A 20,841-nucleotide genomic window follows, 5' to 3' on the forward strand; every position below is an offset into this window, starting at 1 on the left:
GGTCCTCCGTAGTCAGGTGCGTATCATTGTCGCCGATCGCTGCGCGAGCCATGCGGCGGCCCCCGTGAGCGCGGGCTGCGAGTCGACGATCAGGTGGGTGGGGATCGCGGCGAGGTAGCCGTCGAGCGTGGGCGTGGCCTCGAACCGGAGCCGGAAGTCACTGCCGAGCAGCCGCTCCCGTACCCGGGGCAGGATGCCGCCCCCGAGGTAGACACCGCCGCGCGCGCCGAGCGTGAGCGCGACGTTGGCCGCGAAGCCGCCGAGCAGCGCGCAGAACATGTCCACGGTCTGCCCGCACAGCGGGTCGTCGTCCGCCCGCGCCGTGATCTGCGAGGCGGTGAGCGGGGGCGCGTCCTCGCCGCGTACCAGGGCCAGGCCGCGGCGCAGGCGTACCAGGCCGGGGCCGGACAGCAGGTGCTCGGCCACGACGTACGCCAGCCCGTCGCGGCGCAGCGCGGCCACGACCTCCGCCTCCAGCTCGGTGGCGACGGGGGCGCTGACGTGGCCGCCCTCGGACGCGACCGGCAGCCAGCCGCCGTCCACGGGCACCAGGCCGGCCACGCCCAGGCCGGTCCCCGGCCCGAGCACGGCCTTGACGTCCGGCACGTCCTTGGCCGGGGCCTGGGGTCCGCCCACGTGCGCCAGGTCCGGCCCGTCCAGGTGCGGCAGGGCCAGTGCCAGGGCCTCGAAGTCGTTCAGCAGCGAGGCGTCCGGCAGGCCGAGGTCGTGTACCGACCCCGACCACCCGGCGTTGGTGAGCCGATAGCGGTCGCCGTCCACCGGCCCCGCGATCGCGAGGCACGCCGCACCCGGCCGAACTCCGCCCGCATGGTCTGCGAGATAGGCGGCTACGGCTTCGGGCAGGCCCTCGTGATCGGCTCCGCGGAGCACGGCGATCGCCTCGGGACGCCCGCCGGGACCGGTGACCAGTCCGAAGCGGGCGTTGGTGCCGCCGATGTCGGCGACAAGCCAGGGATAGTGGTACGCGGTCACCTCGCCGCGCCTGCGGCCGTCGCCGTAGCGAAGGCGCCGTTGAGCGGGAAGATGCCCGCGCCGCGCTCGGCCGGGGCGGCCGAACGGCGGAAGGCGGCGAACAGCTCGCGGCCGGTGCCGATCCACTCCGCGTCGCTCGGCGGGGCGCCCTCGGGCGTCCGGCGGGCCAGCTCCTCCTCCGGTACCAGCAGCGACAGCGTGCCCGCCGCGGAGTCCAGCCGGATCGGGTCGCCGTCGCGGACGAGCGCGATCGGCCCGCCGTGGGCGGCCTCGGGGGAGAGGTGGATGGCCGCGGGCACCTTGCCGGACGCGCCGGACATCCGGCCGTCGGTGACGATCGCGACCCGCTGCCCGCGGTCGAGCAGCACGGCCAGCGGCGGGGTGAGCTTGTGCAGCTCGGGCATCCCGTTCGCGCTGGGGCCCTGGTAGCGGATGACGGCCACGAAGTCCTGCCCGTCCAGCTCCCCGGCCTCGAAGGCGCGCAGCAGCTCGGCCTGGTCGTCGAAGACCTTCGCCGGCGCCTCGATGACCAGGTGCTCGGGCTTGACCGCGGAGACCTTGCTCACCGCGCGGCCCAGGTTGCCCTCCAGCATGTGGATGCCGCCGTCGGCGGAGAACGGGTCGGAGACCGGCCGCAGCACGTCGGGGTCGGAGCTGGGCTCGGTGCGCTCCTCCCACACCAGGCCGACGTCCTCCTTCAGCACCGGCGCGGAGCGGTAGTGGTCCAGGCCGCGCCCGGCCACGGTGAGCACGTCGCGGTGCAGCAGCCCGGCGTCCAGCAGGTCGCCGATGAGCACCTGCATGCCGCCGGCGGCCTGGAAGTGGTTCACGTCGGCCTGGCCGTTGGGGTACATCCGGGTCAGCAGCGGCACGACCTTCGACAGCGCGGCGAAGTCGTCCCACTGCAGCTCGATGCCCGCCGCGGCGGCGATGGCGACCAGGTGCAGGGTGTGGTTGGTGGAGCCGCCGGTGGCCAGCAGCGCGACCACCGCGTTGGCGATCGCCTTCTCGTCCACGACCCGGCCGACCGGGGTGTACTCCGCGCCGTGCGCGGTGATCTCCACCGCGCGCCGCCCGGCGGCCTCGGTCAGCGCCGTGCGCAGCTCGGTGCGCGGGTTGACGAACGTCGCCCCGGGCAGGTGCAGGCCCATGACCTCCACCAGCACCTGGTTGGAGTTGGCGGTGCCGTAGAAGGTGCAGGTGCCGGGGGAGTGGTAGGACTTGGCCTCGGCGTCGAGCATCTCCTCGCGGCCGATCCTGCCCTCGGCGAACGCCTGCCGGGCGCGGGCCTTGACCTTGTTCGGCAGGCCCGAGGTCATGGGCCCGGCGGGCACGAACACCGCGGGCAGGTGCCCGAAGTGCAGCGCGCCGATGAGCAGGCCGGGCACGATCTTGTCGCACACGCCCAGCATCAGCGCGGAGTCGAACATGTCGTGCGAGAGGGCGATGGCGGTGGCCATCGCGATCACCTCGCGGCTGTAGAGCGAGAGCTGCATGCCCGCCCGGCCCTGGGTGATCCCGTCGCACATCGCGGGCACGCCGCCCGCGACCTGCGCCACGCCGCCCGCCGCGCGCACCGCCCGCTTCAGGACCGGCGGGTACGTCTCGTACGGCTGGTGCGCCGAGAGCATGTCGTTGTAGCTGGTCACGATGGCCACGCCGGGCTTGCTCAGACCGCGCAGGTCGCGCTTGTCGGCCTCGGGGCTGGCGGCGAAGCCGTGCGCCAGGTTGGCGCACCCCAGCGCGCCGCGCGCCGGGCCGCGCTCCATCGCCTCCTCGGCGGCGGCGTCCAGACGGGCCAGGTACGCCGCGCGGCTCGCCCTGCTGCGCTCGCGCAGCCTCTCGGTGACCTCTTCCAGGACGGCGTTCACGCGGTCTCCTCCTCGTGCCAGGCGCGCCCGCTGCGGGCGAGCAGTTCGTGCGCGGAGGCGGGCCCCGCGCTTCCGGCCGGGTACGGCTCCGGCGGCATGCCGCTGGCCTCCCAAGTGGCCAGGATCGGGTCGATCCACCGCCACGCCGCCTCGACCTCGTCACGGCGCATGAACAGGGTGGGGTTGCCCGCCATCACGTCCAGGAGCAGCCGCTCGTAGGCGTCGGGCACCCGGGACGCGAACGCGCTGGCGAAGTCCAGGCTCAGCGGCACCGGGCGCAGCGCGACCTCGCCGGTGCCCGGCTCCTTGGCCATCAGGTGCAGGTGGATGCCCTCGCTCGGCTGGAGCCGCAGCACCAGCCGGTTGGGGCTGCCGCCGGGGAAGATCGAGTGGGGCACGTCCTTGAACTGCACCACGATCTCCGAGCGGCGGGTGGGCAGCCGCTTGCCGGTGCGCAGGTAGAACGGCACCCCGGCCCAGCGCCAGTTGCGCACCTCGGCGCGGATCGCGGCGAAGGTCTCCACCCGGCGCGAGGCCGCGGTCGGCGGGGTGCTCGCGGGCTCGTCCAGGTAGCCCGGCATGCCGGGGCCCTCGGTGTACTGGCCGCGCACGGTGAACCGGTCGGCCTCGGTGCCGCTGATCGGGCGCAGCGCCTGGAGCACCTTGACCTTCTCGTCGCGGATGGACTCGCGGTCGTTGCGCGCGGGCGGCTCCATGGCCACCAGGCACAGCAGTTGCAGCAGGTGGTTCTGCACCATGTCGCGCAGCGCGCCGGCGTGGTCGTAGTAGCCGCGGCGGCCGGGCGTGCCGACGGTCTCGGTGACCGAGATCTGCACGTGGTCGATCCACAGCGAGTTCCAGACCGGCTCCAGGAAGGCGTTGGCGAAGCGGAGCACGAGCAGGTTCTGCACGGTCTCCTTGCCGAGGTAGTGGTCGATCCGGTACGTCTGCGGCTCGGCGAAGATCTCGCCCACCTCGTCGTTGATCCGCTGCGCGCTGAGCAGGTCGCGTCCGATCGGCTTCTCCAGCACGACGCGCGAGCGCGGGGTGACCACGCCGGCGGCGCGCGCGTCGCGGCAGAACGGGCCGAACGTCATCGGCGGGCTGGCCAGGTAGAAGATGCGGTCGCGGTCCTCGTGCCCGGACAGCAGGGCGGCCAGCTCGCCCCAGCCGGGGTGGGCGGCGTGGCCGCCCTCGGCGGACACGTCCACGGTGATGTGGTGCAGGCGGCCCAGGAAGCGCGCCCACACCTGCGGGTCCTCGACCGGTACGGCGCCGCGCACCTCCGCGTCCACCTTGCCGCGGAAGTCGGAGTCGGCGAGCCCGCCGCGGGACATGGCGATGATCCGGGTCTCCGGGGCGAGGAGGCCGTCGCGGTCGCAGTGGTACAGGGCCGGGATCAGCTTGCGCATGGCCAGGTCACCCGTGCCGCCGAACACCACGAGGTCGGCGCGGTGCGGGGCGGCCGGGGATGCCGGCACGGGGGAGGACACGATGGAACGCTCCGATGATCTGGCAACTAGGGATCTACCATCTGCAGGACAGATCGGACACTAGCCCTATCTTCGGCTCTAGACAAGCTGAGTTTTGCTATCTGAGATGAATAAGTCGTGACTATTCATAGCCGAAGCAGATGTGGTTGACTGAGCGGATGGCACGACGTTCAGCCGCCGCACTCGCCACCAGCGGTGAGGTGCTGCGCCTCATCCGCACCGGCGAGGCAGTCACTCGCGCCGAGATCGGCCGGGTCACCGGGCTGTCCCGCCCCGCCGTCGCGCTCCGGGTCACCGAGCTGCTCGACAGCAACCTGGTCGTGGAGGACACCGAGGGCCCGTCCACCGGCGGGCGCCCGCCGGCCCGCCTGCGCTTCAACGCCTCCGGCGGGGTCGTGCTGGTCGCCTCGCTGGGCGCCAGCCGCACCCAGATCGCCGTGTGCGACCTGGCCGGAGAGGTCGTGGAGCGCTCGGAGATCGCCATCGACGTCGAGGAGGGCCCCGACGTCGTGCTGCCGCTGCTGATGGACACCTGGGAGAAGCTGCTCGGCGGGCGGCCCGTCTCCGACGTGTGCGGCGTGGGCATGGGCGTGCCGGCGACCGTGGAGTTCGCGGCCGGGCGCACCGAGAGCGCCCGGGTGATGGCGAGCTGGACCGGCGTGGTGATCCCCCCGGTCATCGCCGCCAGATTCCCGGTGCCGGTGTTCCTGGACAACGACGTGAACGTGATCGCCATCGGCGAGCACCACGTGGTGTACGCCGGCGAGGCCGACGACCTGCTGTTCGTGAAGGTCTCCACCCGGATCGGCTCCGGGGTGATCGCCGGCGGGCGCATCCTGCGCGGCGCGCTCGGCGCGGCCGGCGAGATCGGGCACATCCCGGTGCGCGACGGCGGGGGAGTGCTGTGCCGCTGCGGCACGCTCGACTGCCTCGACTCCGTCGCCAGCGGCACCGCGATCCTGCGCGACCTGCGCGCCCGCGGCAAGGACGTCGCCGGCATCGCCGACGTGGTGGCGCTGGTGCGCGCGGGCGACGCCGAGACCATGGCGGTGATCCGCGAGGCGGCCCGGCGGCTCGGCGAGGTCGTGGCCAGCGCGGTCAACCTGCTCAACCCGGCCGTGGTCGTGCTGGGCGGCGACGTGGCCGAGGCGTTCCAGCCGCTGGTGTCGGGTGTGCGCGAGGTGGTCTACCGGCGCTCGACGGCGCTGGCCACCCGCAACCTGCGCATCGAGCGCAGCAGGCTCGGCCCGGGGGCGGGCATCACCGGCTGCGCCCTGATGGTGCTGGACCACATCCTGGCCCCCGAGGCCGTGGACGCCGCCATCGCGCGCGCCGCGGGCGCCTCGGGGGGCCTGCCCGGCTCGTCAGGTCTGGGCGTGCTGGATAAGACCGTGCAGGGCGCTTTCTAGTCCTCGCTGCGTGGCGACCGGCCGCGACCAGGGCAGCCGGATCAGCGTCGGGTCGGCCAGGCCCACGCGCACGGTCACGCCGTAGCGGTCCAGCTCCCAGATCCACACCTCGCCGTCCAGCGGGCCGGCCAGGTGCGCCACGGCGTGCGCGAGCTGCTCCCGGTGGCAGCCGTTGACGTGCCGGATCATCGCCTCCGCGGCGGCCATCAGCGGGTCGGGGGCCGCGCCCAGGTACTCCTCGGCGTCCAGCACGCCCGACTCCTGGCCCACAAGGTAGATCACCTGCCCGATGTCCATCCGGAGCAGCCGGGGCGTGCCGGGCGCGGGGGAGTCGCCGTCCAGTTCGGCTGCGGCCGCCTCGACGGCCGCGAACAGCCCCTCGTCGGGGCAGGTCTCGGCGATGGCGACCGCCGAACGGCGCACGTCGGCGGCGGGCACCGGCTCCAGCCACCCCTGCGCCTTCAGCATGCCGCGCGGGCGGGCGGCTCCGGCCAGTTCCCTGGTCGCGATCAGGTCCACGGTGGCCACGGTCTGCGGCTCCACGGCGTACAGGGGGTGCTCCTCGGGGAGCAGCAGGACGGGGCGGCCGGCGCGGTCCACGCCGCCCCGCGCGGGCACGGCGGGGCGCGGCGATCCGGCCAGGGAGACGTGCGTGGGGACGGCGGTCGCGGCCAGCGTGCGTACGCGCTCCGGGATGGGCGGGGCGACGAGCGGCATGGGGGCTCCTTCGGCTCCGACTTCCTGTAAGGTTAGGCTTGCCTTAGTTAGTCTTACCTAAGCACAAAGGAGACATCGTGCGCTACACCGGGCCGAAGGTGCGGCTGTCCCGCAGGGCGGGCGTCCCGCTGACCAGGAAGGCGGTGCGCTACTTCGAGGCCAGGCCGTACCCGCCCGGCGAGCACGGCCGCAAGACCAACCGGCGCACCGCCGGCGACTACAGCCTGCGCCTGATGGAGAAGCAGAAGCTGCGCTGGTACTACGACGTCTCCGAGCGCCAGCTCCGCCGCTACTGGGACCTCGCGCTGCGCCGCCCCGGCAGCTCCGGCGCCGAGCTGGTCGTGCTGCTGGAGACGCGCCTCGCCTCGCTGGTGCTGCGCAGCGGGCTCGCGCCGTCGATCTACGCGGCCCGCCAGTACGTCTCGCACGGCCACATCACCGTGGACGGCCGCAAGGTGGACATCCCCAGCTACCTGGTCAAGCCCGGCCAGGTCGTCGCCGTACGGGAGCGGTCGCGGCGCATGCAGCCGTTCGTGGCGGCGGCCGAGGGCGTGTACGCCGACGAGGTCACCGCGCCCTACCTCGCGGTGGAGCTGAAGGAGCTGCGCTTCACCCTGGTCGGCAAGCCCGAGCGGGCCCAGGTGCGGGTGCCGGTGGACGAGCAGCTCGTCGTCGAGCACTACTCCCGCTGACGAGCACTGCTCCCGCCGAGGGGGAGCTCCCTCAGCCGCGCTCCGGCACCGACAGCGCCTCCCGCAGCTCGCGCATCTCGGCCCGGAGCGCGGCCAGCTCCGCCAGCACGGCGGCGTCGGACGCCTCCTCCTCCCGCGCCGCCTCCCTCTGCTCCTCCTCCATCGCGCTGACCACCACCGCGATGAACAGGTTCAGCACCACGAACGTGCACACCAGCATGAACAGCACGAAGAACACCCACGCCGAGGGGTGCACGGCCATCACCTCGCGGGTGATGTCGGACCAGGCGTCGCCGGTCATCATCTGGAACAGCGTGAACAGCGAGGTCGGCAGCGACCCGAAGTACTCCGGCGCCGTCGCGCCGTACAGCTTGGTGCTCATCACCGCGGCCACGTAGAGCACCAGCGCGAGCAGCAGCACGATCGACGACATGCCGGGCACCGCGGTCAGCAGCGCGCCCACCACCCGGCGCAGGCTCGGCACCACCGAGATCAGCCGCAGCGCGCGCAGCACCCGCAGGGCGCGCAGCACCGACAGCCCGCCCGCCGTGGGCAGCAGCGACACGGCCACGATCGCGCTGTCGAACAGGTTCCACGGGTCGCGCAGGAACGCCACCCGGTACGCGTACCCCTTGGCCGCCAGCTCGGCCACGAAGATGTACAGCGCCGCGTGGTCCACCGCGGCCAGCAGGCCGCCGTAGTGCTCCACCATCCACGGCGAGGTCTCCATGCCGAGCGTCATGGCGTTGATCAGGATCACCGCGGTGATGAACCGCTGGAATCCCGCGGACTCCAGGTGGGCGCGTACGCGGGCGCGCATCGACAGGGACTCTCCCGAGAGGTCGGAGTTGCACGAAGATCTTAATGGATGTCCTGGGAGATGCCTGTGAAAGCGGGATGTCCGCTCGATCCGGGTCCGCCGGCACCTGTGCCCGTGCCGGGCCGGCTCACAGGAACCTCACAGAACCTCTCCTGACCTGCTCAACCCGCCGCGCCAGCCTGTCTCACATGCAGACGTACGGTGCGGCGGGCGGGAGCCCGTCATGATCGAGATTCGCGGCCTGACCAAACGCTACGGCGACGTGACCGCGGTCGCCGACCTCACCTTCGACGTACGGCCCGGCCTGGTGACCGGGTTCCTCGGCCCGAACGGCGCCGGCAAGTCCACCACCATGCGCATGATCCTCGGCCTGGACGCGCCCACCTCGGGCACGGCCGGCGTGTACGGCGTGCCGTACGCCGACCTGCCGTCCCCCATGCGCCAGGTCGGGGCGCTGCTCGACGCACGCGCCGGTTACGGCGGGCGCAGCGCGCGCACCCACCTGCGCTGTCTCGCCGCCGCCAACGGCATCCCGCGCGCCCGGGTGGACGAGGTGCTGGGCATCGTCGGCCTCGAAGGCGCGGCCGGACGCCGGATCGGCGGCTTCAGCCTGGGCATGAGCCAGCGCCTCGGCATCGCCGCCGCGCTGCTCGGCGACCCCGGCGTGCTCATCTTCGACGAGCCGGTCAACGGGCTCGACCCCGAGGGCATCGTGTGGATCCGCACGCTGATGCGCGACCTGGCCGCCGAGGGCCGCACGGTGCTGGTCTCCAGCCACCTGATGAGCGAGATGGCCCTCACCGCCGACCACCTGATCGTCATCGGCAGGGGCCGCCTCGTCGCCGACGCGAGCCTGGACGCCCTGGCCGCCTCGGCGGGGACCACCGTCCACGTACGCGCCGCCGACCAGTCCGCCCTGACCCGCGCCCTGACCGCCGCCGGCGCCACCGTCACCCCCGGCCCCGCGGGCGCTCTGGAGGTCTCCGGCCTGGACGCCCCCGCGATCGGCGGCGTCGCCGCGGCGCGCGGCCTGGTGCTGCACGAGCTCACCCCGCACCGCGCCTCACTGGAGGAGACGTTCATGAAGCTGACCAGGGACACCGTCGAGTTCGGCCACCAGGAAGGAGCGAAGGCGTGAGCACCGGGACCATCGCGCGTGCCGACGTGGGGCACCGGCGGGCCGCGGCCGTGGGGGAGTTCCGGCCGGCGACGTTCGCCGACGCGGTGCGCGCGGAGTGGCTGAAGTTCCGCACCATGCGGGCCACCGTGATCAACGCCCTGGCGACCCCCGTGCTCGGCATGGCCTACGCCGTGATGTTCGGCCTCTCCGGGGCGCGGGACTACCTTGAGGCCACGCCCGCCGACCAGGCCGCCTTCGATCCGGGCGGTGTCGCGATGCGCAGCCTGGTGCTCGCCCAGATCACCGCGGCCCTGGTGGGCGCGCTCATGGTCACCGTCGAGTACCGGTCCAGGTCCATGGCCACCACCGTGACCGCCGTGCCGCGCCGCACCCGCCTGCTGGCGGCCAAGACCCTCGTGGTCACGGCCGTGATGCTGGTCGTGGGCCAGATCACCGCGTTCGGCACCTTCCTGGTGGGCACTTCGGTGCTCGCCGGGCAGGGCGTGCCCTCGCTCACGCTCGCCGACCCCGGCGCTATCGGCCCGGTGGCGGGCGCGGGCCTGTACCTCGGCACCTTGCCCGTCCTCGGCATCGCGGTGGGCACCCTGCTGCGCGTCTCGGCCGGCGCGGTCGCCACGCTCGGGGTCGGCCTGCTCCTGATCCCGGCGATGGCGCCCATCTACCCGGAGTGGCTGGCCGAGCCGGTCATGAAGTACTGGCCCACACTGGCCGGGTACCGTCTGTCCGCGTTCGTCCCGGACCCGGACCTCCCGTCCGGCTGGCAGGGCTACCTGCTGATGTGCGGCTTCCTCGCCGTGCTGTCGGCCGTGACCGTGTACGTCTTCCGCCGGCGCGATGTCTGAGGACACACGCCCCCCGGCCCACGGCCCCAGGGCCACCACCACCGACGCGGTCTCCGGTGGTGCGGGCCGGGCGGGGCGCGGTGGTGCGGTGTTCGGTGGTGCGGGCCGGGTTGGGCGCGGTGGCGGGGTGTTCGGTGGTGCGGGCCGGGTTGGGCGCGGTGGCGGGGTGTTCGGTGGTGCGGGCCGGGCGGCGCTGGGCGGCGTGGCCACGGGTGCGGCGGCCGTCCTGGCGATGGCGGCCCTCGCCGCCGCCGGCCTGTACCTGCTCGGCGTACGCGCGCCGTCCTCCCTGCTCCCGGCCGCCGCCACGGTCGCCACCCTGGCGACCGGCGGCCGGGCAGGGGTCGCCCTGGAACCGGACCTCGCCCTGGAACCGGCCCGCGCGGGCGCCCTCGACCTGGCCATGCGCGGCGAGATCGCCGTCTTCCCGCTGACCGTGACCATCACCGGGATGCTGGTCCTGGCCACCGGCCTGCGCCGCCCCGCGCGCCCGCACTGGCCCCTGCGCGTCACCACGGCCGGAGCGGCGTTCCTCGCCGGCCTGGCCGCGCTGGGCCTGCTGGGCCGGGGCTCGGCCCCCCTGCCGGCCGCGGCCGGACTCGGCCTCCCCGGCGCACTCGGCCTCCCCGGCAGGGGCGGTCTCCCCAGCGAAGGCCATCTTCCCGGTGGGGTCGGTCTTCCCGGTGGGGTCGGCCTTCCTGGTGGGGTCGGCCTTCCTGGTGGGGTCGGCCTTCCTGGTGGGCTCGGTCTCCCTGGAGGGCTCGGTCTCCCTGGAGGGGGTGGTGGATCGGGCGGGGGAGTCCTGCACTTCGCGCCCCACGTGATCCCGGCACTGGCCGGCGGCCTCGTGCTCACGCTCGCAGTGGCCGCGCTCGCATGGACCGCCTCCCTCCTACCGCCCGCCCACGATCGCATCGGGAAGGCCCGCCGCCTCATCCGGACCGCCCGAAGCCGCAGCCGGGACGCCGAGGGTGTCGCACATGACGCGCGTGCCCGCGAGCGGGAGGCCGTGGGTGTTGCTGATGGCGTGCGCGATGACGGCCGGGGTGTGGCGGGTGTAGTGCGTGGCGGGCGCGATCACGACCGGGACGCCGAGGGTGTCGCGCGTGGCGCTTGGGCCCGCGGCCGGAGGGCCGGGGGTGTCGGGCGTGGCGCCTCCGCTCACGACCGCGATGCTTCGGATGGTGCCTCTGGCGTGCGCGACCGGGACCGCGACCGGGGCACCCGGGGTGTCCCCTCTGGCGGGGGCGATGGGACCGGGGTGCCGTCTCTGGTGGTGGCGCTGGGGGTTGCGGTGCGGGTGGTCGTGCTGGTGTTGGTGGTGCTTGGAGGTGTGGCGGCTGTGGGCGGGGCGGTGTTCGCCGGTTTCCGTGGGGTGGGAGCGGTGGCGGGGGGCATGCTGCTGGGCGGGCCCAATGTCGCGCTGGCGGGGCTGGCGGCGGGGGCCGGGGTGCCATGGACGAGCACCGTGGACGGGGCCCTCGCCGACGGGCTCGCGGGGCGGGTGCCCGCGGGGACCGTGGACGTGCCCGGCCTGCTCACCGTGGTCGCGGTGGTCGTGCTGCTCCTGGCGGCCGTCCTCGCCGCCCGGCGTACGCCGGCGCACGCTCTCGGTCCCGCCTCCGCCGCGGCCATGGCGCTCGTGACCGGCGCGGTATTGACCCTGGTGGCCTGGGCCGCGGGCGGCGGAGTGCGGGCCGGGCTGGCGCTGTTCCAGATGGAGATGCCGGTCCTGGACCTGGCGCTGACCGGCGACCCGGCCCTGGCGCTCGGCATCGGCCTGGCGGCGGGCGGGGGCGCCGGGGCCGTGGCGGCGCTGCTCACCCGGCTCCTCCGCCGCCGCGCCGCCCTATCCTCGAAGCAGTTGACGGGAAGTGCGGTGAAGGGATGATGGACGGGCGCGTGAGCGGGGCGGCGGGGGCGAGGCTCCTCGTCGTGGACGACGAGCCGACCGTGCGCGAGCTGCTGTCGGCCACCCTGCGCTTCGCCGGCTTCAGCGTCGAGTCCGCCGCCACGGGCGCGCAGGCCGTCGAGTCGGCCCGCAACACGCCGCCCGACCTGGTCCTGCTCGACGTGATGCTGCCCGACATGGATGGCTTCGAGGTGGTACGCCGCCTGCGCGGCCAGCAGGGGGCCGCCACCGGCCTGCGCCCCGAGGTCCCGGTGCTGTTCCTCTCGGCCCGCGACTCGCCCGCCGACAAGATCAACGGGCTCACCCTGGGCGGCGACGACTACGTCACCAAGCCCTTCGACCTGGAGGAGCTGATCGCCCGTATCCAGGCGATCCTGCGCCGCACCGGCGGCGGGCGCCCGGCCGGCACCATCGTCGTCGGCGACCTGGAGGTCGATCCCGAGGGCCACCAGGTGCTGCGGGCCGGCCACCCGGTGCGCCTGTCGCCGACCGAGTTCCGGCTGCTGCACTACCTCGCGGTCAACGCGGGCCGGGTCGTGTCCAAGGCGCAGATCCTGGAGCACGTCTGGCGCTACGACTTCAACGGCGACAGCAGCATCGTGGACACCTACGTCAGCTACCTGCGCCGCAAGCTCGACACGGCCGAGCCCAAGCTGATCCACACCGTGCACGGCGTGGGCTACGTCCTGCGCAGGCCGCGCCCGTGAGCCGCGGCCTCGCACGCCGGTTCCGCCGCCGGGGCGGACGGCGGCTGTCGCTGCGGGCCCGGCTGCTGGCGATCACGCTGGCGATGCTCGTGACCGGGCTGTTGATCAGCTCGGCGGTGGCGGTCGGCACGCTGCGCAGCCACCTGATCGAACGGGTGGACGACCAGCTCCGCCCGCTGGCGTACGCCGCGGCCCGGATCTCCCCCGACATCCTGCGCCCCATCACCTCCGGGGAGGCCCGCCGCGCGGTCCACGCGCTCACCGGCGGCCTGGACCTGGTCAGCGAGGCGCACGTCGCCTACCTGACCCCCGACGGCAGGATCGATCGGCTGGGCCGCCCCGGCGCCCCCGGCCCCGCGCTGCCCCGGCTCGACACCGCCGCCGTGGCCGCCCTGCGCGGCGAGCCGTTCGAGGTGCCCGGGGCCGGTGGAGAGGGCCGGTGGCGGGCCATCGCCCTGCCCCGGGCCGACCGGCCGCTCGGCCCCGCCGCCACTCCGCCCGTCCCCGGCAGCGGCGTGGTCGTCGCGGTCTCCATGGCCGGGGTGAACTCCACCGTCGCGCGGCTCACGCTGGTGTGCGTGCTCACCGGCGCGGCCCTGCTCGCGCTGCTGGCCGTCGCGGGCCGCTTCGCCGTACGCGCCGGGCTGCGGCCGCTGCACGACATCGAGGAGACCGCGGCGGCCATCGCGGGCGGCGACCTGACCCGGCGGGTGCCCGAGAGCGCGCCGCCGTCCACCGAGATCGGCCGCCTGTCCGCCGCGCTCAACGGCATGCTCGGCCAGATCGAGGCCGCGTTCGCCGCCCGGGAGGAGTCGGAGGCGCGGATGCGTCGCTTCGTCGCCGACGTCAGCCACGAGCTGCGCACGCCGCTGTTCGGCATCAAGGGCTTCTCCGAGCTGTACGCCATGGGCGGCCTGTCCGGCGAGGGCGACGTGGACCGCACCATGGCCCGCATCCGCAGCGAGTCGGCCCGGCTGGCCGGCCTGGTGGAGGACCTGCTGCTGCTCGCCCGGCTCGACGAGGGCGAGGCCGCCCTGCCCATGGACCTGGCCCCGATGGACCTGCGCACCCTCGCCGCCGACGCCCGGCACGACCTGCGCGCCCTGGACCCCTCGCGCCCGGTCGAGCTCACCGGCCCCGACGGCGGCGACCCCGGCCGCGCGCCGGTGCTCGGCGACGAGGCCCGGCTGCGCCAGGTGGTCGCCAACCTGGTCGGCAACGCGGTCGCGCACACCCCGCCGGGCACGCCCGTCCGCGTCGGGGTCGGCACCTGCGGCGGCGAGGCCGTGCTCGTCGTCCAGGACCGGGGGCCCGGCCTCACCGCGGAGCAGGCCGCGCGGGTCTTCGACCGCTTCTACCGCGTGGACGCCTCGCGAGGCCGGTCCGCCGGCCCGCAGGACGCGACCGGCGGCGGCCACGGGGGCGCCGGCCTCGGCCTGGCCATCGTCCGCTCCATCGTCACCGCGCACGGCGGCCGGGTCACCCTGCGCACGGCGCCGGGCGAGGGCGCCGCGTTCCGCATCGCCCTGCCGCGGGGAACAAGCTAGCCGCTCGCCACCGCCGCCCGGCCGCGGCGCGGCAGCAGCAGGAACGCGCCGAGGTAGAGCACCGCCGCCACGACCAGCAGGCCGCGGTAGCCGACCAGCAGCGCCAGGTACTCCAGGCAGCCGCCCACCATGGCGCCCAGCAGGTTCGCGCCGAACGCGAGGGTGCTGTCGGAGCTGTCGGAGAACCGCTTGGCGAACACGACGTTGGCCGCGAAGATCGGCAGGAACGCGATCACCACCGCGGCCACGGCGCGCACCGGCACGGGCAGCGACAGCAGCCACGAGTTGGGCACCAGCCAGGCCAGTACGAGGCCCGCGGCCAGCACGGCGTACATGACGGGGAGCGGCGGGGTGCGGAAGCGGCGGGTCACCTCCACCGCGGCAAGCACCGCGACCAGCACGCCGGCGAACACGATCGCGTTGACCACCCACGTGGTGCCGAACAGCAGCGCGAATCCGGTCACGCTCTTGGTCTCCAGCAGCAGGAAGCCCACGCCCAGCAGGAACAGGTCGCCGTAGGGCCGCATCCGCCCGTACGGGCCCGCGACCACCCGCACCGCCAGCAGCGACACGATGAGGATCAGCAGCAGCGTGACGATGTAGATCTGCGGGATCGCGCGGTCCTTGATGTACAGGAACGGGCGGTCGTCACCGGCCGGGGGCGGGGTGCCCGCGGCGGCCCCGGGCCACTCGGCGCCGCAGCGCTGGTCGGCCGTGGTCACCCCGGCCGTGATCACCGCCTGCTGCCCGGCCTCGGTCACCACGTCCACGCACGGCTTGTGCCCGAAGGCGGCCTGCATCGTGGACGCCAGCCGGTCCACCAGCCAGCGCTCGCGGTAGTAGTTGTACATCGAGAACGCGCCGCCCGGCTTGAGGTGCTCGCGCGCGGCCCGCATCGCCTCCTGCGTGAACAGGTAGCTCTCCAGGCGCAGCGAGCTGGCCCCCGACACCAGCGTGAGCGAGTCGGGCAGGGCGAACAGGATCAGGTCGTACTTCCTGGACGTGCGCTCCAGGAACGCCCGCCCGTCGGTGACGTGCGTGGTGACCCGCGGGTCGTCGTACGGCTTGTCGGGGTGGAACTCCCGGCCCAGCCGCAGCAACTGCGGGTCGATCTCGACGGCGTCCACCCGCTTGGCGCCCTTGCTCAGCGCGATGGCCACGTCGGTGCCGCTGCCCGCGCCCACGATCAGCACGTCGTCCAGCCGCCCGGACGCGGCCGCCGCCCGCTCGTACGGCAGCGCGTACTGCCGCTCCCACTCCAGCCGCCGCTCCGCCGGGATCGCCTGCTGGTGCGGGATGCCGTTGACCTGGATGTCCATCACCGGCACGCCGTCGTACTGGAACCTGTCGCTGGTCACCTTGTAGTACGGCGACCACAGCGCCCCGGCCGTCAGAGTCTCGACCGACAGCGCCGCCACCACCACCGTCGCCGGGAGGATCACCAGCACCTGTCCCAGCGGCCGGCGCGGCCACAGCAGCACGATGTACGCCACCGCCGCCACGGTGCCCCACAGCACCGGCGGCGCGCTCAGGAACGACAGCAGCGTGAACAGCGCGATCCCGCTCAGGCTGCCGATCAGGTCGTACCGGTACGCCTCCAGCCGCGGCAGCTCCGGGAAGCACCGCCCCACCAGCTCGGCCGGCCCCATCAGCACGACCGCCGCCGCGCAGAAGATCACCGGCAGGATCAGCCAGGCCGGCGGCCCGGTGGTGGACAGGCTCGTCCAGTACAGGACGCCCTCGGTGTCGCGGTCCACCGTCACCGGGAACATCAGGATGATCAGGACCAGCGCGGCGAGGGTGATGGGCGAGTAGTACGGCTGCCGCTTCGTCCGCCCCACCCGCAGGAATCCCAGCCCGATGCCCAGGAACGACCCCAGCAGCACGAAGTTGGTGAAATAGCTGAGGTGCACGATGTTCGACCCGGTCCACCTGATCAGTGCCAGCTCCAGGAAGAGCATGAACCCACTGGCCAGGACCAGGCGCCCCCGAACGGGCAGCCACGCGGGCTGAGCATCGGACGGGCGCGGAGCGGTCGTAGCCTCAGCCGCTGCAGTCATGGGGCGTAGCCTATTGCGATTGCCCGGCGATACGCAGGCTCACGCACCACCCGCGCCCTCCGGATCGGCCGATCCCGGGCCGGAGCCGGCTCAGGCCGTGGCGCGGGCGAAGACGCGGGCTGCCAGGGCGAGGCACAGGGCGGTGAGGGCGGCGGTCACGGCGGCGCCGGCGGCCACCGCAGGGGTCGCGTAGTGACCGGTGAACATCTCACGCAGGGCCTCCACCACGTACCTGAAGGGGGTCAGCCGGGACACCGCGTCCAGCCAGGGCGGGGCCATGGACATGGGCAGGAACGCGCCCGACAGCAGGGTGAGGGGCACGATGACGGTGCTCACCATCGGGGCGAAGGTCTCCTGGTCGATGGTCAGCGCCACGGCGTACGACAGGGAGGCCAGGCTGACGCCGAGCGGGACGATCAGGGCCAGGCCGAGCAGCACGCCGGGCAGCGGGGCGCGCAGGCCGAAGGCGTAGCCGAGCGCCAGCAGCAGGACCGTCTGGACCAGCAGGACCGCCACGTTGCCCAGGACCCGGCCCAGGAGGAGGGGCGTGCGGCCGGCCGGGGTGACCCGGAGGCGGTCGAGCACGCCGAAGCGGACGTCGAAGACTATGCCGAAGCCGGCCAGGCCCGCGCTGAACAGGGCGAGCTGGACGATCAGGCCGGGAACCAGGATCTCCCAGGTGCCGACCGAGGTGAACAGGGGGCCGAACAGGACCAGGAAGAGGGCGGGCTGCGCCGCGCCGAACAGGACCGCGCTCTTGTGGCGGAGCTGGATCCGCATGTTGTGCCGGAAGATCAGGTACGTGTCGCGCATGCCGCTCACACCCTCTCCTTGTCCGTCAGCGTCAGGAAGACGTCGTCGAGAGTGGGGACGGGGGCGTCGGGATCGTCGCCCGCGACGCGGCGCTTGAGCTCCTCGGGCGTGCCCTCGGCCACGATGCGCCCGGCGTCGATGATGAGCAGCCGGTCGCACAGCGCGTCGGCCTCCTCCAGGTAGTGCGTGGTGAGGAAGACGGTCATGCCCTGCTCGTCGCGCAGCGCCCGGATGTGCCGCCACAGGTCGGCGCGGCTCTGCGGGTCGAGCCCGGTGGTGGGCTCGTCCAGGAACAGCAGCGGCGGCCGGTGCAGCAGCCCGAACGCGATGTCGAAGCGCCGCCGCTGCCCGCCCGACAGGGCCCCGCCCACCCGGCCGGCGAGGCCGGTGAGGTCGAGCCGGTCCAGCACCTCGGCGACCCGCTGCCGGGCCTCCGCCGCCCGCATGCCGTGCAGCATGGCCTGCAGCTCCAGCTCGTCGCCGACGGGGTTGAGCGGGTTGGTGGAGTTGCCCTGGGCCACGTAGCCGATCCGCCGCCGCACGCCCCGCGGGTCGGTCAGCAGGTCGTGCCCCGCCACCACCGCGGTGCCCGAGGTGGGCCGCAGCAGCGTGGTCAGCATGCGCATGGTGGTGGTCTTGCCCGCGCCGTTCTGCCCGAGGAAGCCGACGATCTCGCCGGCCTCGACCGCGAAGTCGACGCCGCGCACGGCCTCGACCCCGTCGAAGGACTTGCGGAGCCCTCTCACTTCGATCATTTCATCGCCTCCAAAGATAGTGCAGCACCAAACTTAGATCCACTGCAAAGTTTTGGCCACCCCATAGAATGACGGCATGGCGGAGGAACTGGGCCTGCGCGAGCGCAAGAAGCGCGAGACGCGGCGGCGGATCGCGGACGTCGCGATGGGACTGTTCGCGGCGAAGGGCTTCGACAACGTCACCGTGGCGGAGGTCGCCAGGGCCGCCGACGTGTCGGTCAACACGGTCTTCAACTACTTCGGCACGAAGGAGGACCTGTTCCTCGACCGCTCCGACGAGGCCGTCGCGAGCCTGGGCGAGGTCGTACGCGCCCGCCGTCCCGGCGAGAGCGCGCTCGACGCGCTGCGGCGCGACTTCTTCGAGGCACTGGAGACCAGGGACTGGCGCCACGGCTTCAACGACGGCGCCGACGTGTTCGCCCGGCTCGTGGGCGAGAGCCACTGCCTGCAGACCCGCCTGCTCAGCATGCACGAGCAGCGCGAGCGCGCCCTGGCCGCCACCCTGGCCGAGGAGACCGGCGCCGATCCGGACGACCTGATGCCCTCCTTCGCCGCGGCCCAGATCTGCGCCGTGCTCCGCCTGCTGACCACGCACTTCACCCGCCGCAGGCTGGCCGGCGAGACCCACGAGCAGATCGCCCCCGGCATCCGCGAGCAGGCCGAGATCGCCTTCCGCACCCTGGAGTGCGGCATCGGCCCGTACGCCCGCAGACCGCGCGAGCAGGGGTAGGGCTCAGGGGCAGGCGGCGGCCGTCCCGGTCAGGCGGTCACGTCGCTAGAGGCCGCACAGCTCGTCGAGGCTCTTGGCGGAGCTGTTGTTCCTGGCGGCGTTGTTCTTGGACGGGCGGGCCTTGGGGGTCGTGCGCGCGGTGGGCCGCTCGGAGGGGGTCGCGCTCGGGCCGGTGGCGCCGGGGCTCGCGGTCACGTCGGCCGCCAGGGTGCGGCGGTCCGGCTGGACGGACTCGTGCAGGGCCCGGGAGGTCTCACGGCGGATCTTCTGCCAGTCGGGGTTGCCGGTCGCGATCAGCGGCGGCACGAACTGCAGACTGGTGATCTCGGCGTCCTTGACCTTCAGGGCCAGGTTGGCGAGGTGCTCCAGCAGGTCGCGGGGGATGTTGGTGCTCGCGAGCCGCTTCGTGGCGTTGGCGATCCTGCTGAAGTTGGTCAGGATCACCGACGGCGTCGCCTGCTGGGCGAACGCGCCGATGACGCACCGCTGGCGGGCCATGCGGGAGAAGTCGTCGCTGCCCACGCGCGAGCGGCCGTACCACAGGGCCTCCTCGCCCGACAGGGTGCGGTAGCCCGCCTTGATCGTGCCGGCCGTGCCGTACAGGCCACCCCACTTGATGTCCCGCTCCACGCGGATCTTCAGCCCGCCGATGGCGTCCACGAGGGCGGCGAAGCCGTACATGTTGACCAGCGCGTAGTAGTCGATGTGCAGGCCGAGCGTGTGGCCGATGGCGTCCATCAGCACCCGCGCGCCTCTGTGCCTGCCGCCCGCCACCTGCGGGTTGTCCTCGGCGTACTGCCACACCTCGTTCAGCAGGCCGCCGTTGGGCAGCTCGGCCATGAACCCGTTGGGGAACTGCCTGGCCATGGGGGTGCCCGGGGGGAAGTGCACGTGCTGCAGGTTGCGCGGCAGGCTGAACATGACCGTGTTGCCGGTCTTCACGTGCACGCTGGCCACGGTCATGCTGTCGGTGCGCACGCCGGTGCGGTTGCCCGCGGCGTCGCCGCCGATGAGCAGGAAGTTGACCCGGTCGCGGCCGTTCCACGGGTCGTGCTGCTTGATCGGCGCGGTGGTCCCCTCCGGGTCGCCGGCGAAGATCTGATTGACCGTGTCGCGGCCCACGATCACCAGGTTGGTGACCGACGCGAACGGCGCCATCACCGCCACGCACAGCACGCCGGCGACGATGCCGGTGACGATCTGGCCGGTGCCGTTGAGCCGGTCGGGCTTGAGCGTGATGTACGACGTCAGCACCAGGACGAACCACGCCAGCGCGCCCACGCCGGCCAGGACCGAGGTGGTGATCAGCGTGCTGTCCCGTACCAGGGCGCCGGGGTTGCCGACGATGGAGACGCCGACGACCACGCCGGCGACGATCAGCGCGAGGAACACGCCGAGCAGCGCGAACCCGATGCGCCGCCGCCCCGACCTCAGGTGCGCGGCGCCGGGCACCACGATCGACAGCATGGTCCAGCCGATCACGGACGCCGGGCTCATGCGCCGCGCGTACTGCGGCCCGCGGGACGGACGCCGCGGGCCCTGGGGGAGGGGCCGCTCGGCCTCAGGGGAGGGGGAGGAGGCGGTCCCGGGGCCGGGCCGCCGCGACCGCTCGCCGGATCGGGACGGGCCCGGTGGCGGGGAGGCGGCCCGCTCGCGGCGGGGCGGCGCGGACGGGCCGTCCGGCCGCGCCGCGTGCGGGTCAGGGGTGTGCGAGCCGCCCGCCCTGTGTCCGTCCGAGCCGTCCGGGCCGTCGGGGTGGTGGGCGGGGGAGTCGTCGTGGTGGTGCGGGGCCGGGTTCTCGGGGCGGTGTCCGTTCTCGGGGCGGTGTCCGGACGGGCCGTCGGGGCGGCGCGGGGGCGAACCCTCGCCGCGGCGCCTGCGGGGACGCCCGGAACGGGCGGCGGCCTCAGGGCGGGTCTCCGGACGGGCCTCAGGGCGGGTCTCCGAGCCAGGGCCGTCGGCGCGGGCCTCGGGGGAGCGTCCGCGGGCGGGCGGGCCGTCGGGGCGCGGCCGGGAGGGCGTACCGGAGTCGTCGCCGCCCGGCCCGGACGGCGAGCGCGGGGCGTCGCCGGGGCGCGGGCGGGGGGACATGTCCGGGCGGTCGGCGGGACGGGGGCGCGTGGACGGGCCGTCGGCGCGGGGCGGGGCGGCGGGCGGCGTGCCGCCGCGGCCGGAACGGGTGGGGCGCTGCCGGGGGCGCCGCTGCCCGTCGTCGTCGGCGGACCCCCCCGAACCGTGCCCCACGCGCATGCTCACACCGCTCTCTCGCTCGTCGCGCCCCCGGGCCAACCAGGCAAAACGCACCCTTGACCCCCCGTTGGCGGGCAATTGTCCAGGAT

The 20,841-nt window shown here is 74.0% G+C and carries 17 protein-coding genes; 8 read left to right on the forward strand and 9 right to left on the reverse strand.

Features of this window, described 5'->3' with window-relative positions:
- Positions 1-12: 12 nt before the first annotated feature.
- The 3 genes from glk to zwf are packed head-to-tail and all read right to left on the reverse strand — an operon-like array spanning position 13 to position 4,357.
- The gene (gene glk, locus HNP84_RS08685) at positions 13-993 is read right to left on the reverse strand and encodes a glucokinase (protein ID WP_185048851.1); all 981 of its coding nucleotides are present in this window, start codon (positions 991-993) and stop codon (positions 13-15) included.
- A complete protein-coding gene (gene edd / locus HNP84_RS08690; RefSeq protein WP_185048852.1) occupies positions 990-2,864 on the reverse strand; it encodes a phosphogluconate dehydratase in 1,875 nt (624 codons plus the stop codon). The genes glk and edd overlap by 4 nt, the downstream gene beginning before the upstream one ends.
- Positions 2,861-4,357, reverse strand: a complete 1,497-nt coding sequence (zwf, locus tag HNP84_RS08695) for a glucose-6-phosphate dehydrogenase (RefSeq protein WP_185048853.1) — start codon at positions 4,355-4,357, stop codon at positions 2,861-2,863. The genes edd and zwf overlap by 4 nt, the downstream gene beginning before the upstream one ends.
- Positions 4,358-4,515: 158 nt before the next feature.
- Between zwf and HNP84_RS08700 the strand changes: the two genes are divergently transcribed.
- Entirely contained in the window at positions 4,516-5,766 is a 1,251-nt protein-coding gene (locus HNP84_RS08700) for an ROK family transcriptional regulator (protein ID WP_185048854.1), read from the forward strand.
- On the opposite strand, the gene HNP84_RS08705 is transcribed toward HNP84_RS08700, so the two are convergent.
- Positions 5,722-6,483, reverse strand: coding sequence for a DUF2470 domain-containing protein (locus HNP84_RS08705; RefSeq protein WP_185048855.1), 762 nt, complete (start codon positions 6,481-6,483; stop codon positions 5,722-5,724). The genes HNP84_RS08700 and HNP84_RS08705 overlap by 45 nt on opposite strands.
- Before the next feature lie 77 nt (positions 6,484-6,560).
- On the opposite strand from HNP84_RS08705, the gene rpsD reads away from it, so the two are divergent.
- Complete coding sequence (rpsD, locus tag HNP84_RS08710; protein ID WP_185048856.1) at positions 6,561-7,175, forward strand: 30S ribosomal protein S4; 615 nt, start codon at positions 6,561-6,563, stop codon at positions 7,173-7,175.
- Between the two features lie 31 nt (positions 7,176-7,206).
- On the opposite strand, the gene HNP84_RS08715 is transcribed toward rpsD, so the two are convergent.
- Positions 7,207-7,995 (reverse strand): ion transporter, encoded by a 789-nt coding sequence (locus HNP84_RS08715; protein ID WP_185048857.1) that lies wholly within the window; start codon positions 7,993-7,995, stop codon positions 7,207-7,209.
- 223 nt (positions 7,996-8,218) lie between these two features.
- Here HNP84_RS08715 and HNP84_RS08720 point away from each other — a divergent pair, with 223 nt between their 5' ends.
- The 5 genes from HNP84_RS08720 (at position 8,219) to HNP84_RS08740 (ending at position 14,144) form a co-directional block, all read left to right on the forward strand.
- The gene (locus tag HNP84_RS08720; protein WP_185048858.1) at positions 8,219-9,133 is read left to right on the forward strand and encodes an ABC transporter ATP-binding protein; all 915 of its coding nucleotides are present in this window, start codon (positions 8,219-8,221) and stop codon (positions 9,131-9,133) included.
- Positions 9,130-9,978: an ABC transporter permease gene (locus HNP84_RS08725; RefSeq protein WP_185048859.1), complete on the forward strand. Its 849-nt coding sequence runs from the start codon at positions 9,130-9,132 to the stop codon at positions 9,976-9,978. Before HNP84_RS08720 ends, HNP84_RS08725 begins: the two co-directional genes overlap by 4 nt.
- 166 nt (positions 9,979-10,144) lie before the next feature.
- On the forward strand, positions 10,145-11,869 hold the full coding sequence (locus tag HNP84_RS08730; protein ID WP_185048860.1) for a hypothetical protein: 1,725 nt from the start codon (positions 10,145-10,147) through the stop codon (positions 11,867-11,869).
- Positions 11,866-12,597, forward strand: a complete 732-nt coding sequence (locus tag HNP84_RS08735) for a response regulator transcription factor (RefSeq protein WP_185048861.1) — start codon at positions 11,866-11,868, stop codon at positions 12,595-12,597. Before HNP84_RS08730 ends, HNP84_RS08735 begins: the two co-directional genes overlap by 4 nt.
- Complete coding sequence (locus HNP84_RS08740; RefSeq protein ID WP_221335989.1) at positions 12,594-14,144, forward strand: sensor histidine kinase; 1,551 nt, start codon at positions 12,594-12,596, stop codon at positions 14,142-14,144. Before HNP84_RS08735 ends, HNP84_RS08740 begins: the two co-directional genes overlap by 4 nt.
- On the opposite strand, the gene HNP84_RS08745 is transcribed toward HNP84_RS08740, so the two are convergent.
- The 3 genes from HNP84_RS08745 to HNP84_RS08755 form a co-directional block, all read right to left on the reverse strand.
- Positions 14,141-16,204, reverse strand: coding sequence for a spermine/spermidine synthase domain-containing protein (locus tag HNP84_RS08745; protein WP_185048862.1), 2,064 nt, complete (start codon positions 16,202-16,204; stop codon positions 14,141-14,143). The two genes, HNP84_RS08740 and HNP84_RS08745, sit on opposite strands and share 4 nt — an antisense overlap.
- Positions 16,205-16,294: 90 nt before the next feature.
- Complete coding sequence (locus HNP84_RS08750) at positions 16,295-17,017, reverse strand: ABC transporter permease (protein ID WP_221336078.1); 723 nt, start codon at positions 17,015-17,017, stop codon at positions 16,295-16,297.
- Between the two features lie 5 nt (positions 17,018-17,022).
- Entirely contained in the window at positions 17,023-17,772 is a 750-nt protein-coding gene (locus HNP84_RS08755; protein WP_185048864.1) for an ABC transporter ATP-binding protein, read from the reverse strand.
- Positions 17,773-17,848: 76 nt separating this feature from the next.
- Here HNP84_RS08755 and HNP84_RS08760 point away from each other — a divergent pair, with 76 nt between their 5' ends.
- The gene (locus tag HNP84_RS08760) at positions 17,849-18,502 is read left to right on the forward strand and encodes a TetR/AcrR family transcriptional regulator (protein ID WP_185048865.1); all 654 of its coding nucleotides are present in this window, start codon (positions 17,849-17,851) and stop codon (positions 18,500-18,502) included.
- Between the two features lie 45 nt (positions 18,503-18,547).
- On the opposite strand, the gene HNP84_RS08765 is transcribed toward HNP84_RS08760, so the two are convergent.
- A complete protein-coding gene (locus HNP84_RS08765; protein ID WP_246517999.1) occupies positions 18,548-20,752 on the reverse strand; it encodes an LCP family glycopolymer transferase in 2,205 nt (734 codons plus the stop codon).
- Positions 20,753-20,841 lie beyond the last annotated feature (89 nt).

The sequence above is a fragment of the Thermocatellispora tengchongensis genome (genome assembly GCF_014202315.1).
In the GTDB taxonomy this organism is placed as follows: domain Bacteria; phylum Actinomycetota; class Actinomycetes; order Streptosporangiales; family Streptosporangiaceae; genus Thermocatellispora; species Thermocatellispora tengchongensis.